The organism is Acidobacteriota bacterium (assembly GCA_026393755.1).
Lineage (GTDB): Bacteria > Acidobacteriota > Vicinamibacteria > Vicinamibacterales > JAKQTR01 > JBAXOX01.
Genome location: JAPKZO010000033.1, coordinates 31,577 through 47,877, shown reverse-complemented (window position 1 = coordinate 47,877; position 16,301 = coordinate 31,577). Strand labels below are relative to the sequence as shown.

Annotated in this window: 9 protein-coding genes; 6 read left to right on the top strand and 3 right to left on the bottom strand. The window is 64.8% G+C overall.

Annotation, left to right across the window (positions count from 1 at the left end; all coding sequences use genetic code 11):
* Positions 1-219: DNA-binding protein (locus tag NTV05_15090; protein ID MCX6545725.1), on the top strand; the 219-nt coding region annotated here is incomplete at its 5' end.
* Positions 216-467: a hypothetical protein gene (locus NTV05_15085; GenBank protein MCX6545724.1), complete on the top strand. Its 252-nt coding sequence runs from the start codon at positions 216-218 to the stop codon at positions 465-467. The genes NTV05_15090 and NTV05_15085, both read left to right, overlap by 4 nt.
* Positions 468-774: 307 nt before the next feature.
* Here NTV05_15085 and NTV05_15080 read toward each other — a convergent pair whose 3' ends face one another.
* A complete protein-coding gene (locus NTV05_15080) occupies positions 775-1,551 on the bottom strand; it encodes a hypothetical protein (GenBank protein ID MCX6545723.1) in 777 nt (258 codons plus the stop codon).
* A gap of 154 nt (positions 1,552-1,705) precedes the next feature.
* Here NTV05_15080 and NTV05_15075 point away from each other — a divergent pair, with 154 nt between their 5' ends.
* Positions 1,706-2,734 carry a diacylglycerol kinase family protein gene (locus NTV05_15075; GenBank protein ID MCX6545722.1) on the top strand — a complete coding sequence of 343 codons (1,029 nt, stop codon included), beginning with the start codon at positions 1,706-1,708 and terminating at the stop codon, positions 2,732-2,734.
* A gap of 33 nt (positions 2,735-2,767) precedes the next feature.
* Here the strand turns inward: NTV05_15075 and NTV05_15070 are convergent, their stop codons facing one another.
* Entirely contained in the window at positions 2,768-6,280 is a 3,513-nt protein-coding gene (locus NTV05_15070) for a hypothetical protein (GenBank protein ID MCX6545721.1), read from the bottom strand.
* Between the two features lie 402 nt (positions 6,281-6,682).
* Here NTV05_15070 and NTV05_15065 point away from each other — a divergent pair, with 402 nt between their 5' ends.
* Positions 6,683-9,610, top strand: coding sequence for a prolyl oligopeptidase family serine peptidase (locus NTV05_15065; protein ID MCX6545720.1), 2,928 nt, complete (start codon positions 6,683-6,685; stop codon positions 9,608-9,610).
* 132 nt (positions 9,611-9,742) lie between these two features.
* Here NTV05_15065 and NTV05_15060 read toward each other — a convergent pair whose 3' ends face one another.
* Positions 9,743-10,639 (bottom strand): cyanophycinase, encoded by an 897-nt coding sequence (locus NTV05_15060; GenBank protein MCX6545719.1) that lies wholly within the window; start codon positions 10,637-10,639, stop codon positions 9,743-9,745.
* Between the two features lie 963 nt (positions 10,640-11,602).
* On the opposite strand from NTV05_15060, the gene NTV05_15055 reads away from it, so the two are divergent.
* Together NTV05_15055 and NTV05_15050 are read left to right on the top strand one after the other, a co-directional pair.
* Positions 11,603-14,500, top strand: a complete 2,898-nt coding sequence (locus NTV05_15055) for a PAS domain-containing protein (protein ID MCX6545718.1) — start codon at positions 11,603-11,605, stop codon at positions 14,498-14,500.
* Positions 14,501-14,721: 221 nt separating this feature from the next.
* On the top strand, positions 14,722-16,251 hold the full coding sequence (locus tag NTV05_15050; protein ID MCX6545717.1) for an ATP-binding protein: 1,530 nt from the start codon (positions 14,722-14,724) through the stop codon (positions 16,249-16,251).
* Positions 16,252-16,301: the final 50 nt, after the last annotated feature.

The window sequence follows — 16,301 nt, the reverse complement described above, 5'->3', positions numbered from 1 at the left end:
TTGGTCCGGCGAGGTGCCCTGCCCGAGAAGGCCACGGTCGATGCGTTCCACATCGGAATCGCCGCGGCGCATCAGGTGACGTACCTGTTGACGTGGAATTGCAAGCACCTGGCCAACGCGACAATGCGTAGTACTATTGAGGCGGTCTGCCGCTCCGCGGGCTTGAGCCCGCCAATCATCTGCACGCCTGAGGAGCTACCCGCGAGGAGGCCATCATGAAGAGCCAGGATCCTATCGTCGAGGAACTCCACAAGCTCCGGGAACACATCGGTAGCGCGCACGGCTTCGACGCTGATCGAATCGCCGCCACCATCCGCCAGCACGAACGGGAAGGCGGTAGCGTGCTTCTTCCGGCAACGCCAAAACGCACGACCCGTCGAGCCGATGGACGGAGCCCCAAAGCTGCCCAACACGGCCTGCACCCGACCGGCGCAGGAGTGAGGGTGCGCGCCGGCGGGTCTGGATGAGACGAAGAATACCAGGCGTGTCCCAGCATTGGAGCTTCTGCGGGCCGCCGACGGTGGCGATGGTCAGCGCAAGGGGGGGGACAATTTGTCCCCCCCTATGTCGATTCATCGAGTTCTCGGATTCTGGCTGCGCGCGACGTATCTGGCGTCGGAGATTCGACGCCGCAACGAGGCGGCCGGCCTGGCTGCTGACGCGGCGAATTGTAGCACCTGCGCCACGAGACGCAGACTGCGACGCGCGCGACCGCGACGCACGCCGACCAAGGAAGTCAGCGAATCGCGGAGGCGAGCGGGCGCGGCTCGGTCGCTACTTGCCGATGGGAAGCCCCGGCCCCCACACCCTTCCGTGCAGTCGGTGACACGAGGCGCACTCGCCGAGCACATCGCTGTAGAGCGCCACTCGTGAGCCCATATCCGTCGTCTTCAGCGCGCTGGCGGCCTGCTCGTGGATCCTGGTCTCGTTGGCCACGATCTCCGCGGTGAGGCTCGTGTCTTTCGGCAGGTCTGCTGCCGAGAGCGGCGCGGCCTTCAGGGCCTCGACACCCTTCGTCCACAACGCGTCAGACGGTCCCGCCAGGCCCTGATACATCAAGTCGACTGCCCACTGATGCTCGAGCATATGGGCCGCCCTGCCCTTGGTCCAGACGGGTTTCGGCGGGACGGGAAACGCTGGCTTGACCTTTGCGGCCACATGACACTGACCGCAATACGAGATCATCATCGCCGTCGCTGTCGCGGCGCCCTTGATGTCTTTGGATCCAGCCACGTTGGCGGCGAACTTCTTCATGTCGGCCACATAGGAGGCCGTGTCGGCTGGGAAACCCGCCACCTGCTGACGGTCGGCCATCCACTGGGCCGGCACAGCGGCCGTTTCCAGATCACCCCGGATCACGGCCTGCTCAACGGCCGTGACTTTGCCGAGTTGTTCGTGCATTTCCCTGGTCAACTCGGTGATCGGTTTGGGCGGCGGAGCCGGTGCGGGAGCGGGCTTTTCGGCGGGTGGCTGCGAGCCGCCACACGCGAGCACCGCAGCGAGAGAGAGGCAAAGAACAGCGGTGATCAGGGGCCGTGAGCGTCGCGACATAATGCAACCTCCACGGGGACCGAATCCATTGTTCATCCGGGTGCCGCGGGCGTCAAGCCGAGCCCCTCCGGGAAAAGGGGTCGGACCTGTTTTCGCGGAATCAGCACCGAAAATAGGTCCGACCCCTCCTCCGCTGCTGCAATATGCTGTCGGCGTGGCATCACCTCCGGCACTTCCCGACAACGGGATTTCCCTCCGCGCTGGCGACCGTGTCGTGCTGCTGGTGAATCCAGCCGCGCGCTCGACGGGTGACCTGGTCGCTATCGCGTCGGCCGCCTGCACGCTGCAGCAACGCTACAAGGTCGAGACAATCGCCCCATCGCGTGTCGATGAACTGGAGGCCGCCGCGCGAGCCGCCGCCACGTCGTGCGACGCGGTGATCGTCGCCGGCGGCGACGGCACGCTGCACCGGGCGATCAACGCGATCGAAGGACTCGATGTCCCCATCGGCCTGTTGCCGTTGGGAACTGGCAACGACTTCGCACGTGCGCTGCATATACCGGCTGCCCCGGCCGGCGCAGCCGCCCGGATCCTTGACGGACACATTCGGCAGATTGACCTGGTGGCCGTGAACGGGCGCCTGTTCTGCACCGTCGGCGTATTCGGCCTGGCAGCCGAAGCCACGCTCGCGTTCGATCGGTTGCTCCGGCCAGGGTCCTGGAGCAGGCCCGCGATGCGCGCGATCGGCGGGTGGTCTTATCGGGTCGCCGGCCTGACGGCGCTCGTCAGCCGCGGATCGCGACTGGAGCGAGTCGCCATCGAGATCCCTGGAACCAGTGTCGTGACCCACTCTGGCGGCGCGAACCTGCCACTACGCGCAGGCAATGACACCGTGTCCGGCACGATCGGCGACGTTTGCCCGAGGTCGATCTCTGGCGCGTTTATCACCAACACGACGCTGCTGGGCGGTGGAATGAACGTGCCAGTTGATTCCGACATGGCCGATGGCCAGCTCGAGATCGCCTGCATCGAGCCGATGCCACGTGCACGTCTGCTCTGGGCCTTCACCTGTCTCGCGAATGGCTGGCGCGTGCCGGACGGCGTATTGAGCGTCGTGCGAACCGGTCGGGCCGTCATCACCTGCGAGCGCCGACTGCCGTTTGCGGCCGATGGCGAACTGGTCTGCGAGGACCGCCGCTTCGAGGTTGCCGTTCGTCCAGGCGCGTTGCGGGTGATTTGCTGAGGCGGGCGCGATGAATCGCGCCCGCCTCTGGCCCTACTTCTTCGCCGGTGCCGGCGCCTTGATCGGTTCCGGTACGTCGAGCTTTAACTTGTATGTCGCCAGCGTCTTGCTGAGCGTCGCCGCCTTCGCAATCAGGGCGTTGACCTCCGCCATCTTCCCCGGGAACTGCGCCTTCGACTCGGCATAGGCCTTCCGCGCCCCGTCGGTGAGGGGCATGGTTGCCGACAGCGCACTCTTCGCCTGGCCTACGCGCGCCATCAGACTCGGTGTCGGCGTCACGGCCGTCGCGCCGCCACGACCTCCGCCACCGCCCCGTCCACCGCCAGCGGCCGCGAACGTCTGCATGAGCGCCGTCAAGTCCTTGTTGAAGGCCTCGAAGGACCCCTTGACGTCGGCCGGCACATCGGTACGGCCGCCGATCTCCTTCGACAGTTCTCCGGCGCGCGTGCTGAGCGGCCGAAGCGCAGCGCTCGCGTCGTTGCCCATGCGCTGGAGTTCGTGCATCTCCATCGCCATGTCGAACATCTTCCTGCGCTCGATCTCCGGCAGCGCGATTTCCGGATCCGACGTCACCTTCAACGGCTTGCTGTCGACCGTCTTTCCGTCAACCACCAGCGCCACGGTGTACGTGCCGGCCGGTACCATCGGGCCGGCGTCACCGCCGCCGCCCCCGCGTCCGCCGCCCCGGCCGCCAGAACTGCAGCCCGCGCCGAACGGGTTCTGTACCGCCGCGCCCCCAGCCGCCTGCCCTGAGCCTGCCTGCTCCGAGCCTGGTCGAGGAGCCGAAGGGGCTTGCCCCGCCGAAGCCGCCGGCGAAGGCGGGCCGCCTCCCTGACCACCGCCACGTCCGCCGCGTCCGCCCGCGTCGGCCGCCGGGGCCGGCAACGGCTGCACACGGAAATCCCAACACGCCGACTGCATCCCAGGCTTGTTGCTGTTGGCGAGCACCTGCCCGGACATCTCGCGCACGTCCTTACCTGCCGCATCCGTGATCTTCAACTTCACGTCGCCGGCCTGCTTCTTGAGGTACCAGGAGATGATCGCTGCCTGCGGCGGGTTCTCGCCGAAGAATGTCTGGTCGCCCCAGAACTCGTAGTTGCGATCGCTGGCTGGCCGCCGGTACATCGAGAACGGCGGCGGCGTGAACAGCTTGGCCTCGGCGGCCGCCTGCGCCGCCGCGTACTCCTGGATGGGCTCGAGGTGATCGAGAATCCAGATCGACCGTCCGTGCGTCGCGATAAGCATCGCGTTGTCGCGTGTGTGCAGCGTAATCTCGTCGACTCGCACGGTCGGGAAGTTCGACCGGATACGCATCCAGCTCTTCGCCCGGTCGATCGACACGAACAACCCCGTTTCGGTGCCGAGATAAAGCACGTCCGGGTTCTTGAGATCTTCGGTCAGGGTCCGTGCCACTTCGCCCTTGAGATTGCCGCTGATTGACCGCCAGGTCTGCCCGGCGTCGCTACTCGCGTAGATGTACGTCTCGAAGTCGTTCTGACGATGGCCGTCGAACGTGGCGTACACCGTGTTCTCGTCGAATCGCGACGGCGCCACCTTCGATACGTAGATCCCCTTGGGCAGACCCGGTACCTTGTCGATCACCTGCGCCCACGCCTTGCCCGCATCCTTCGTCACGGCCAGCCGCCCGTCGTCTGTACCTGCGTAGAGCAGGCCCGCTTTCTTCGGCGATTCAGCAAATGTCGTGATGGTCGGCCAGGCCGCGATCCCGTCGTTTCTCGAAATGGCAATCTCGCTGCCTTTCACCCCCATCGTCACGACGTCGTCGCGATTCGCACCGCTGGTGAGATCGGGGCTGATGGCCACGAAGGTCAGGCCCTTGTCGTTTGATCGCCACACCTTGTTGGCTGGTGCGTAGACGATCTTCGAGTCGTGGGGCGACAGGGTGACGGGCGTATCCCACTGCCACCGCAGAGGCGGCTCGCCCGGAGCGGCCTGCGGCCGAATCGACATCGACTCGAATGTGACGCGATCGATTCGCGTGATGTTGCCGTCCTGAGATTCGCTGTAGATCACGCGCGGGTCGGTCGGATCCTGCAGCACGACGAACCCGTCGCCACCCTGAATCGTGGCCCAATGATGATTGCCGATGCCCGCGTTGCCGCGCACCGCGCTCGGGCCGCACCAGTCGTAGTTGTCCTGCATGCCGCCGCACACGTTATACGGGATCGCCATGTCGAAACTCACGTGATAGAAGAGCCCGACAGGCAGGTTTGGCAGGAAGTTCCACGTCTTTGACTGGTCGTACGACACGGCCAGGCCGCCGTCGTTGCCAATCATGACGTGGCTGGAGTTGGAGGGATCGATCCAGATGGCGTGATGATCCGAGTGGATCTTCGATGCGGCCGCGGTGTTGACGGTCTTGCCGCCGTCAGTGGTCATGTGCAGGTCGACTCCGCCTATGAACAGGACCTCGGGGTCGTTCGGATCGATCCGCACCTGGCTGAAGTACATCGGGCGCGGGTTGACGTTGTTCACCTTGCGCCACGTGGTGCCGCTGTCGTCGGAGCGATAGATGCCTGTTGGCGTCGCGTTGACGCCGGTGGCCATGCCGCGCCCGCCGCCGCCAGCCGGCGGCCCGGGAGCCTGTTCACCCCCGCCAGCTTGCCCCGCCGTAGCCGCCGGCGAAGGCGGGCCGCCTCCGGCTCCTCGTCCACCGGCAGGCGATGGGCCCTCCACGAGCGCATAGAGGATGTTCGGCCGGCGCCGATAGACATCAAGCGCGATGCGTCCCAATGCGCCCTCGGGCAGGCCGCCCTTCAGCTTTGTCCATGTCTCGCCGCCGTCAGTCGACTTGAAGATGCCACTACCCGGACCGCCGCCGTTCATGCAGCACGCCGTGCGGCGCCGTTGATACATCGACGCGTACAGGATCCGGCTGTTGCTGGGGTCCATCGCGAGGTCGTTCGCCCCCGTGTCATCGTCGCCCTTCAATACCTGCTTCCACGTCTTTCCGGCGTCCGTCGTCTTGTACACGCCGCGCTCACCGCCAGGGCCCCACAGGCTTCCGGTGGCGGCCACGAACACGATATCGTTGTCGCGCGGATCGATGATGATGCGGTTGATGTGGCGCGAGGTCAGCAATCCCACGCTGGCCCACGTCTTCCCGCCATCGGTCGACTTGTAGACGCCGTCACCCCACGAGCCGCTCTGGCGATTGTTCGATTCGCCGGTGCCGACCCAGACCAGGTCCGGATTGCTCTGCGACACCGTCACATCGCCAATCGACATCAACCCCCGATCCTGGAACTGAGCCTCGAACGTCGTGCCATTGTTGGTCGTCTTCCAGACACCGCCGTGGGCCGCGCCGACGTAGTAGATCGCGGGGTTGGCCTCGTACACGGCGAGATCACTGATGCGGCCCGACATGGACGCAGGGCCGATGGAACGGAACCGGAGCGTGTCAAACGGCGAACCCGCCGGCGGAGCCGGCGCCGCCGACTGGCCGGCTCCGACGAGCGTTTGGCCGGCGACAGCCAGAGCAATGGCCATTGCCGCGCCGAGACCAATCACGCGTAAGCACTTCATCACAGGCAACCTCCAGAACATCAAGAGAGAGACGGCCGATTATAGCAGCCCGCGGTGGAAGTCCGTCTGCATTCGACCGACGCTGCATCCCGCCTCGCCGCGTTGCTCAGCGCTCAAATATTCCCGATATTCTCGCGTTTCGCGCCTTGCGATTCGGGCGCATCGCCGGTCTCGGTGCGACGACAGACTTTCACCACGGGCTGCCAGGCCACTCTTGGCCCGCGATGCGCCGGCATTTCCGAACACTTCTCCGAACACCTGTTCGGCATGACGCGACCCGAACGCTCGACACCGGTAGGCCGGGAGGTGTATGTTGCTGCGTCTCGCCACGGCCGGGTCCGCCCGGGCTGTGTCGCGCGATCGCTTGAGTTCCCTCTCATCACACCACGCTACGGAGGCATCATGTCGACACGCGGGCCAATCGGCTCCGGCCACCTCGCGAAGCGCTTCGCACTGGCCGTTTCGCTCATCCTTGTTCTCACCGTATTCCAGCTGCCGATGTTCGCCCAGGCGACCACGACAGCGCCGCCGCAGAAACAGACCGTCGCCGCGCCACCGGCAGCGCAAAAGCCGGTCACCGCGACCCCGCAGGCCGCAGGCCAGAAGCCGACTGTTGCTGTTCCGCAGGTTGCGCCCAAGACGCCAGAGAAGGCACCAGAGCCCCCGAAGAAGCCGCTCAGCTGGGCGGATCAGACTCTTGCTCAGGAATCCTACGCGACGCCGCCGGCAGAAGTGGCTCCTGCGGTGCTCGCGCCGCGCTGGCAGAATGTGTCGCTTGCCAACCCCAGCCCGGACAAGAAGTGGTTCCTCAGCCAGATCGGCGACGGCTCGGTGCCGATGGCCACCTTCTCAAAGCCGTTTCACGAGCTCGGGGGCATCTTCGTCGACTTCAAGGCCAATCGCGCCCGGGCCCTGACAATTCGCAATGACGTTGGCATTCAGATCATCTCGGCGGCGGATGGCACGAAGAAGACGATTCAGATTCCGCCCAACGCGCGCGTCTCCAACGCTGTGTGGTCACCTGACTCGAAGAGCGTCGCGTACTACGTTCACACGGAAGATGCCACGCATATCTGGATGACGGACATCACGACCAACAAGGCCCGGCAGTTGACGACGACACCCGTGCTGGCGACGCTCGTGTCGAATTTCGAGTTTACTGACGACAGCAAGCAGATTACGACCATCGTCATTCCCGACGGCCGCAAGCCGATGCCTGTGGCGCCGGTGGCGCCAAGCGGACCCGAAGTGAAGGTCAGCGAGGGAACCGACAAGAATCGCCTGCGGACGTTTCCAAGCCTGATGTCCACGCCGTACGAGTTTGCCCTGCTCGAGTGGCATACGACCGGACAGCTCGTCGCGATCGACCTGACGGCACCCGTCGCGCCTGTGATCAAGGGCAGGCCCGCGCCACCGGCCAAGCACATCAGGAAGATCGGTCAGCCGGCGATGATCCGCGCGATTGATGCCTCACCGGACGGCAAGTTCATTCGCGTCACCACCATGACCAGACCGTTCTCGTACATCGTACCTGTCGGCAACTTCGGTCAGGTCGAGGAGGTCTGGGATGTGGACGGCAAGGTGCTGGCGAAGGTGACCGACAGGCCGCTGGACCTCGGCACGCAGGCTGCGACCGCGCCGGACCCGTCAGAACCCCCGGCGGGCCGGGGCAGTCAGGCCGGCAAGCGTGAGCTGGCATGGCGCGCCGACGGCCAGGGCCTCACCTACGTTGAACAGGAACCGGCAGCTCCAAGCACCGGTGGATCGGGCCGGGCTGGCGCCGGTCGTGCGGGACGAGGCGGAGCGGGAGCGGGCGGCGATCAGGCCACCGGTGGCGCGCGCGGCCAGGCGCCGCAGCGCAAAGACCGTCTGTATCAGTGGGCGCCGCCGTTCGCCGAGAAGGGCGCCAAGGTCCTCTTCGAAAACAACACGCGCATGAATGGCGTGCGCTACTCGCCCGACATGCAGACGATCTTCTTCAGAGAGACAAGCGGGCAGAACACCGTGGAAGTTGCGGTCAATCTTCAGGCGCCCGACCAGCGCTATACCCTCGCCCGCTTCCGGACCGACGATCCGGCGGCCAATCCGGGGACGCTCGTGTCGACGCGCGGGGGCGGCGGTGGCGGCCGTGGTGGCGGCGGCGGCCGTGGCGGAGCCGGCGGCGGTTCAGGTCCGGTGATGATGTCGCCCGACAACACGGGCGTGTACTACCAGGGTGCCACCTACGACAAGGAACCCGAGAAGGTCGGCCCCAAGACGTTCATCGACAAGGTGACGATCAAGACCGGCGAAAAGAAACGGCTGTTCGAAGGCGACAACAAGGACGTGTTTGAAAGCGTCGCGACGGTGATTGATCCTGAGGCCGGCCGGTTCGTCGTGGAGCGCCAGAGTTCCACCGAGGTGCCGCAGTTCTTCCTCGTCGATGGACCCGCGCGCAAGCAGCTTACCGAGAACACCGACCTGTTCCCCGATCTGACCACCGCGCCAAAGCAGCGCGTGATCGTGGAGCGTCCCGACGGCATCAAGTTCGCCCTCAGCGTGACGATGCCCACTGACTGGAAACCTGGCAGCCCGAAGCCGCCAGCCATCTTCTGGTTGTACCCGCGCGAATTCGTCGATCAGGACGCGATCGACCGACCCGACCGCACGTTCAACAAGAACGCGTTCCCGTCGTTCGGGACGCGCTCGATGCAGTTCCTCGCGCGCCTGGGCTACGCCGTGGTTGTCGAAGCGCCCGGCGGCGGACTGCCCATCGTCGGGCCGGCCAATCAGCAGAACAACAACTACGTGAACGATCTGCGGAACAGCCTGTCGGCGATGATCGATGAGCTCGATCGCCGCGGGTTGGTGGATCGCAACCGCCTGGCCATCGGCGGCCACAGCTACGGCGCGTTCACAACGGTCAACGCGATGGTGCATACGCCATTCTTCAAGGCGGGCATCGCGGGTGACGGCGCCTACAACCGGACGCTGACTCCGCTCGGGTTCCAGAGTGAGCGTCGCGATCTTTGGGAGGCGCCGAACGTCTACCTCGGGATGTCGCCGTTCCTGTACGCGAACAACTTGACCGGCGCCCTGCTGATGTATCACAACCTGGCAGACCAGAACGTCGGGACAGACCCGACCAACTCGATCAGGCTGCACCACGCGCTCAACGGCCTCGGCAAGACCTCGGCCCTCTATCTCTATCCGTTCGAGGATCACGGGCCCGTGGCGCGCGAGACGCTGCTCGACCTGTGGGCCCGCTGGTCGGCCTGGCTCGACAAGTACGTGAAGAACCCGGTGAAGGTGGAGAAGAAAGCCGCGCCGGCGGACGCGATCGACAAGTAGGGACGACGTTACGCATCTGTAGGGGCACGGCATGCCGTGCCCCTACAGAGACACTCAAGTCAAACACTGCGGGAATCGTAAGACCGCAGCTTGGTTCGAGGGGACGCGAAGGAACCGTCGTCCTGCCGGCGCCTAGAGTCCTCCTGGCGCACCGGCACCCTGCCGCGGAGGCGCAGGCGCGCGTGCCGGCGCCGCGCCCGTGCCGAGCTTCACGATCTTCCGCGTCTTCATGTTGTAGACGTCGCCCACCGACAACACGTAATACGGTTTCTCCCATGGCTGATAGAGCCGCGTGTTGTCGTGAATGGCGACCTTCCACTTGCCCGCCACTTCGAACGTGTCCCCCGTGACGATGATCGCCGTCCCTTCGGAGAGGCCGATCCCGAGCATGTTCGGCATCTTCTTGATCACGTCGGTCAGGTCGTCCCACCGATTGCGCGTGTTGATGTGCTGGTCGATCGCGGATTTGCGCAGGAACGCGAACCCGTGTTCATGCTCCTTCTCCGGCGTCATCATGATCTGCGCCCCGGCGACGGCCCCGCGCACCAGGTAGTCGCCCTGGATCGTTGCGCCAGCAGAACTGCCCCCGATGACGCCGCCGCGCTCCAGGACCTTGTGGAATTCCTTATACGTCAACGTGTTCATATAGGAGTCGACGATGTTCCATTGGCGGCCGCCGTCGAACCACACGGCATTGGCCGTCCGCAGGATCTTCGCGAACTCCTCGGTGTCGGCCACCTTGGGATCGTGCGTGTGAAGCATCCTGACGTTCTTGACGCCGCGCTTGAGCCAGCCGGCGATCACCTGTTCTTCCTTGTATTCCTTGATCGTGCCGTCCGCGTTCTTGTTGCCGCCGGCGGTCGGCACAATCACGAATGAGGCGTTGGGGCCGCCCGCCAACTGGATGAACTTCTCGACGATGCCAGTGCCTTCCGTTGAGCCGCCGCCGACAATCACCAGCGTGCCCTTTGCGGGGCCGTACTCCGGCGCGTCCTGGATGCTGAGTTGGCTGCCACTTTGACTAGACATCCCCGTTCGGCCAAGTCGTACCGAGTGAGGCAGGTTTCCGTCACCCCGGCGAAAACCGGGGCCCCCGACGCGGCAGCCGCGTTGGGGTGGTAGACCGGGGTCCAGAGAGGTACACGACTGGATTCCGGCGTTCGCCGGAATGACGAATGGAAGGGGTTCTTCAGTGGCTTGACCATTAATCTGACCGCCGTAGCCTGTGGCCAGCACAAGTGCGGCCGCCATCACCATCACGAAACGTCTGCGCATGATGTTCTCCGAGTGTCCCGAGTGTCCTGATCGCTTCGAAGCCCTGATCGTCCCGATCGCCTGGATGGTTCCGGCCGTTCCGGCGATCCCGGCATGACGGTCGCCGGCCGGATCCCACCCGTCTGTCTGCGTCCGCGCATCCTACCGTACCTGCGCACGCCGGGCGTCCGAAGGGCACACTGGCGACGGTCGCTGCGTGTCCAGAGTGTGCGCTTTTGAACAGAATCTCAGGAACGGGACTGTGGTAGGCTTGGCGAGGATGAGAACTCTGTGGCACGGTCGTCGCTGCGCGGCGGATTGGTGCTCACTCCGATGGGCGGCACTGTACGAATCGAATGTGACCCCCCCACCCCCCCCCCCCCGCGCGTGTTTTTGCACCAAGACTGATTCCTCAGCGCCGACAGTTGACTCCGGGCCCAGCACGAACGCCGTCAGGTAACCGGCTCTTGACGCGGGTATGTCCCTCACGTCTCGTGCGGAATCGTAGCGGCGCCGAAACCCTGGCCGCGAAGACCGCAACATAGAGATCGAGGGCGCCGCGTTCGACCCGCTCTGCTGCTTGGGTCCCCCGATCACCCGACGTGGTCAGCAAGGGAAATGGAGCGTCAAGCCGTGAAGAACTCTCCCCGTCCCGTTCGCCAGAAGAAGCAGACTGCCGCAATCACCACCAAGACGCCCGTCCCACCGAAGGCCCACGCGCGACGCCGAGACCGCTCCCTGTTTCCGATCGTCGGCATCGGCGCGTCCGCCGGGGGACTCGAGGCCCTGGAAGCCTTCCTGGAAAACGTGCCCGCGGGCAGCGGCCTGGCGTTCGTCATCATCCAGCATCTGGACCCGACGCACAAGGGGATCATGGCGGAGTTGCTCCAGCGCTCCACCACCATGAAGGTCATCCAGGTCAAGGACCGCACCCTCGTCCAGCCGGACTGCGTCTATGTGATCCCGCCGAACAAGGACATGTCTATCCTGCACGGAGCTCTGCACCTGCTCGACCCGGCGGCGCCCCGCGGGCTGCGGCTGCCGATTGATTTCTTCTTCCGCTCGCTGGCCGAGGATGCGGAGGAGCGCAGCATCGGCGTCATTCTGTCGGGCATGGGCAGTGACGGCACGCTTGGTCTCAAAGCCATCAAGGGGAAAGCGGGCGCGGTCTTTGTGCAGGACCCGACCTCGGCGAAGTTCGATGGCATGCCCCGCAGCGCCGTCGACGCCGGATTGGCGGATGTCGTCGCCCCGGTGGAGGCGTTGCCCGGCAAGATCGTCGCCTATCTCCACCACGTGCCCCTCATCGCCCGGCCTGCACCCGCCGAGGAGGATAGGAGCCATAGCGCCTTCGATAAGATCGCGATCCTGTTGCGGGAGCATACCGGCCACGACGTGTCCCTCTACAAGAAGAACACCGTGTATCGCCGAATCGAGCGGCGCATGGGTCTGCACCAGATTGACCGGATCGGCACCTACGTCCGGTACCTGCAGGAGAATCCCCAGGAACGGGAGTTGCTCTTCAAGGAGCTCTTGATCGGGGTCACGAGTTTCTTCCGCGACCCCGAAACGTGGGACGCATTGAAAGCCGAGGTCATCCCGGCGCTGCTGAAAGAACGCGCGCCAGGACAGGCGCTGCGGGTCTGGATTCCCGCCTGCGCCACCGGCGAGGAAGCGTATTCCCTGGCGATCGTCTTTAAAGAGGTAATGGAACGACTCGGGTCGCCCCGCAGCCACACGCTCCAGATCTTCGCCACCGACCTGGACCGGGACGCCATCGAACGAGCCCGTACGGCCGTGTTCCCCGCCAACATTGCTGCCGATGTGTCGCCGGAGCGGCTGAGCCGGTTCTTCGTCCCGACGGAGCGCGGCTACCAGGTCGCCAAGGTTGTCCGGGATACGGTGATTTTTGCGCCGCAAAACGTCATCATGGACCCGCCTTTTACCAAGCTTGACATGGTGAGCTGCCGCAACCTGCTCATCTACCTGATGCCGGAGTTGCAGAAGAAACTCCTGCCGCTGTTTCACTACAGCCTGAATTCCGGCGGCGTGCTGCTTCTGGGGAGCGCGGAGACGATTGGCGGCTCTACCGAACTCTTCGCGCCACTGAATGACAAGGCACGGCTGTACCGGCGGGTCGACTCCGGCCGGGGAGCGGTGCCGATTGAATTTCCCGCCTCGTTCCTGCTCGCCCGGAGAAGTGTGTCGCCGCCGCCACAGGCGTTGAAACCGGCGGCCAGTCTCCAGGCGCTGGCCGAGCAATTGCTGTTGCAGCGGTATGCCCCCGCCGCTGTGCTGGTCAACGCCAAGGGCGACATTCTGTTCATCTGCGGGCGGACGGGCAAGTACCTGGAGCCGGCGGCGGGCAAAGCCAATTTGAACGTCTTCGCCATGGCCCGCGAGGGTCTGCGCTACGAGCTGACCGAGGCCTTCCAGCGGGCGCTCCGGCGACCCGACGCGGTTGTCCGCAGGAACGTGAAGGTCGGGACCAATGGCGGCGTGCAAACCATCGACCTCACCGTGCAGGCCATCGCGGAGCCGGAGGCGTTGCGCGGCCTGGTGATGGTCGTCTTTGCGGACGTGGCCACGCCCACGGAAACGAAAGGGCCGGCCGAAGGCAAAGGCTCTTCGGTCAGCCGCTCCCGGCTGCGAGCAGCGGAGCGGGACCACGAGCAGACGCGCCAGGAGTTGCAAGTGACCCGGGAGGAGATGCAGACCTCCCAGGAGGAACTCAAGTCCGTCAACGAGGAATTGCAGTCCACCAACGAGGAGATCCAGTCCACCAACGAGGAGTTGACCACCGCCCAGGAAGAAATGCAGTCCATGAACGAGGAACTGCAGACGCTCAACGCCGAACTGCAACGCAAGGTGGACGACTTGTCCCGGCTCAACAACGACATGAAGAATCTGCTCGACAGCACGGAGATCGCCATCGTGTTCCTGGACCCCGCGCTTCGCGTGCGGCTGTTTACGGCCGGGTCGAACCGGGTGTTCAAACTCATTCCGGGCGACGTGGGCCGGGCGATCTCGAACATCGCCTCGGAACTGATGTACCCGGAACTGGTCGACCACGCGCACGAGGTGCTGCGGACGCTGGCCGTTCACGAGCAGTCGGCCGCCGGGCGCGACGGGAGCTGGTTCCAGGTGCGCATCATGCCCTACCGCACGCTCGAGAACATGATTGACGGCGTGGTGATCACCTTCGCGGACATCACGGAGGCTACGCGGAAGGAGGCGGTGCTGCAGAAGGCCAATGACCTGCTCCGGCTGGCGGCGGTCGCGCGCGACGCGCACGATGCGATTACCGCCCAGGACCTGGACGGCCGGATGATCGCCTGGAACCCGGGCGCGGTGCGGATGTACGGCTGGAGCGAAACCGAGGCGCTGGCGATGAACGTGCGGGACCGGATCCCGCCGAAGTTGCGAGAGGAAGCGCTGGCCAAGCTGGCCCGGCTGAGCCGGGCGGACATTCTGGAACCGTATCGCACCCGCCGGATCACCAAAGCTGGCGCGATCGTGGACGTCTCGATCATCTCCTCGGCATTGGTGAACGAGGCCGGTCAGGTGTATGCGATTGCGACGACGGAACGGGAGCAGGACGCCACGCTTGATCGAGCGAAAGAGACCGCGCCATGAAGAAGAACCAAGACCCGCCCGCGGACGCCTCCCGGGGCCAGACTGCCCCCGAGCTTCGCCGTCGCGCCGAAGAGCAGCTGCGCGAGAAGCAGAGAAATCAGCGGTCAGCAGTCAGAAGTCAGCGGACGACGGAAGATACCGCCCGGCTCGTCCACGAACTGCAGGTGCACCAGATCGAGCTGGAGATGCAGAACGAGGAACTCAAGACGTCGCGGACAGAGGTGGAGGCGGGGCTGGCGCATTACGCCGACCTCTACGACTTCGCCCCGACGGGCTACCTGACCTTCGATGGTGAGGGGACAATCCGGCAGGTGAACTTGAACGGCGCGCGCCTGCTCGGCATCGAGCGCTCTGGATTGTTGAACCGCCGCTTCGGTCAATTCGTTGCCGAGAGCGACCGTCGCGCTTTCAGCGACTTCCTGCAGAAGGTCTTTGTCGGCACTGCCAAAGAGAGCTGCGAAGTGATGCTGCCGCGAGGAGATTCTCAGCCTCTTATTGTGCAGATCGAGGCCACCCGCAGCGTAGATGGGCAGGAATGTCGCGCCGTGATGCTGGACATCACCGCCCACAAGCGGGCTGAGGAAGAACAGGCGAGACTCGAAACCCAGCTCCAGCAGGCCCAGAAGATGGAATCGGTGGGTCGCCTGGCCGGCGGCGTGGCCCATGACTTCAACAATATGTTGAGCGTGATCCTCGGACATGCGGAGTTGGCGCTCGCGCAGGTGGACCTGACGCAGCCGCTCCATGCCGATCTTGAGGAAATCCGCAAAGCGGCCATGCGCTCCGCCGACCTGACCCGGCAACTGCTCGCGTTTGCCCGCAAGCAAACCGTCGCGCCCAGAGTGCTGGACCTGAACGACACCGTGGCGGGCATGATCAACATGCTGCGTCGGCTCATCGGCGAGAATGTCGACCTCCAGTGGCGGCCGGCGGCAGACTTATGGCCGGTCAACGTGGACCCGTCGCAGATCGACCAGATTCTGGCAAACCTGTGCGTCAATGCCCGGGACGCGATCTCTGGCGTCGGCAAGGTGACGATTGAAACCGGAAACACCACCTTCGACGAGCGTTACTGCGCCGCGAACGTGGGATGTAACCCGGGCGACTACGTGCTTCTTGCACTGAGCGACGACGGCTGCGGCATGGACAAGGACACCGTGTCGCATCTGTTCGAACCGTTCTTCACGACCAAGGTGATGGGCAAGGGCACAGGCCTGGGATTGGCCACCATCTACGGCATCGTCAAACAGAACAGCGGCAGCGTCAACGTCTACAGCGAGCCGAACCTGGGAACGACGTTCAAAATCTATCTGCCACGCCACGCGGGCAAAGCCGCGGAGGCGAGGACGGAAGGCCCGACAAAACCGACCGCGCGTGGCCAGGAGACGATCCTGCTCGTGGAGGACGAGCCGGCCATCCTGACGCTGACCAAGAGAATGCTCGAACAGCAGGGCTACAGCGTGCTGGCCGCGAGTACGCCGGGCGGAGCCAAGAGCCTTGCGAAGGAACACGCCGGCGAGATTCACCTGCTGATGACCGACGTCGTGATGCCCGAGATGAACGGCCGGATCCTGGCGAGGAACCTGCTGTACCTCTATCCCCGCATGAAGCGCCTGTTCATGTCGGGATATACCGCCGACGTGATCGCCCATCAGGGCGTGCTGGATGAAGGCGTGCATTTCGTCCAGAAGCCGTTCTCAACTGAAGAACTGGCCACAAAGGTGCGCAACGCCCTGGACGCCGAGGATTGACTCTGCCCCAACCTGTTCAAAGACGCGTGGCCTTGCCTTCCTGTGGTTGC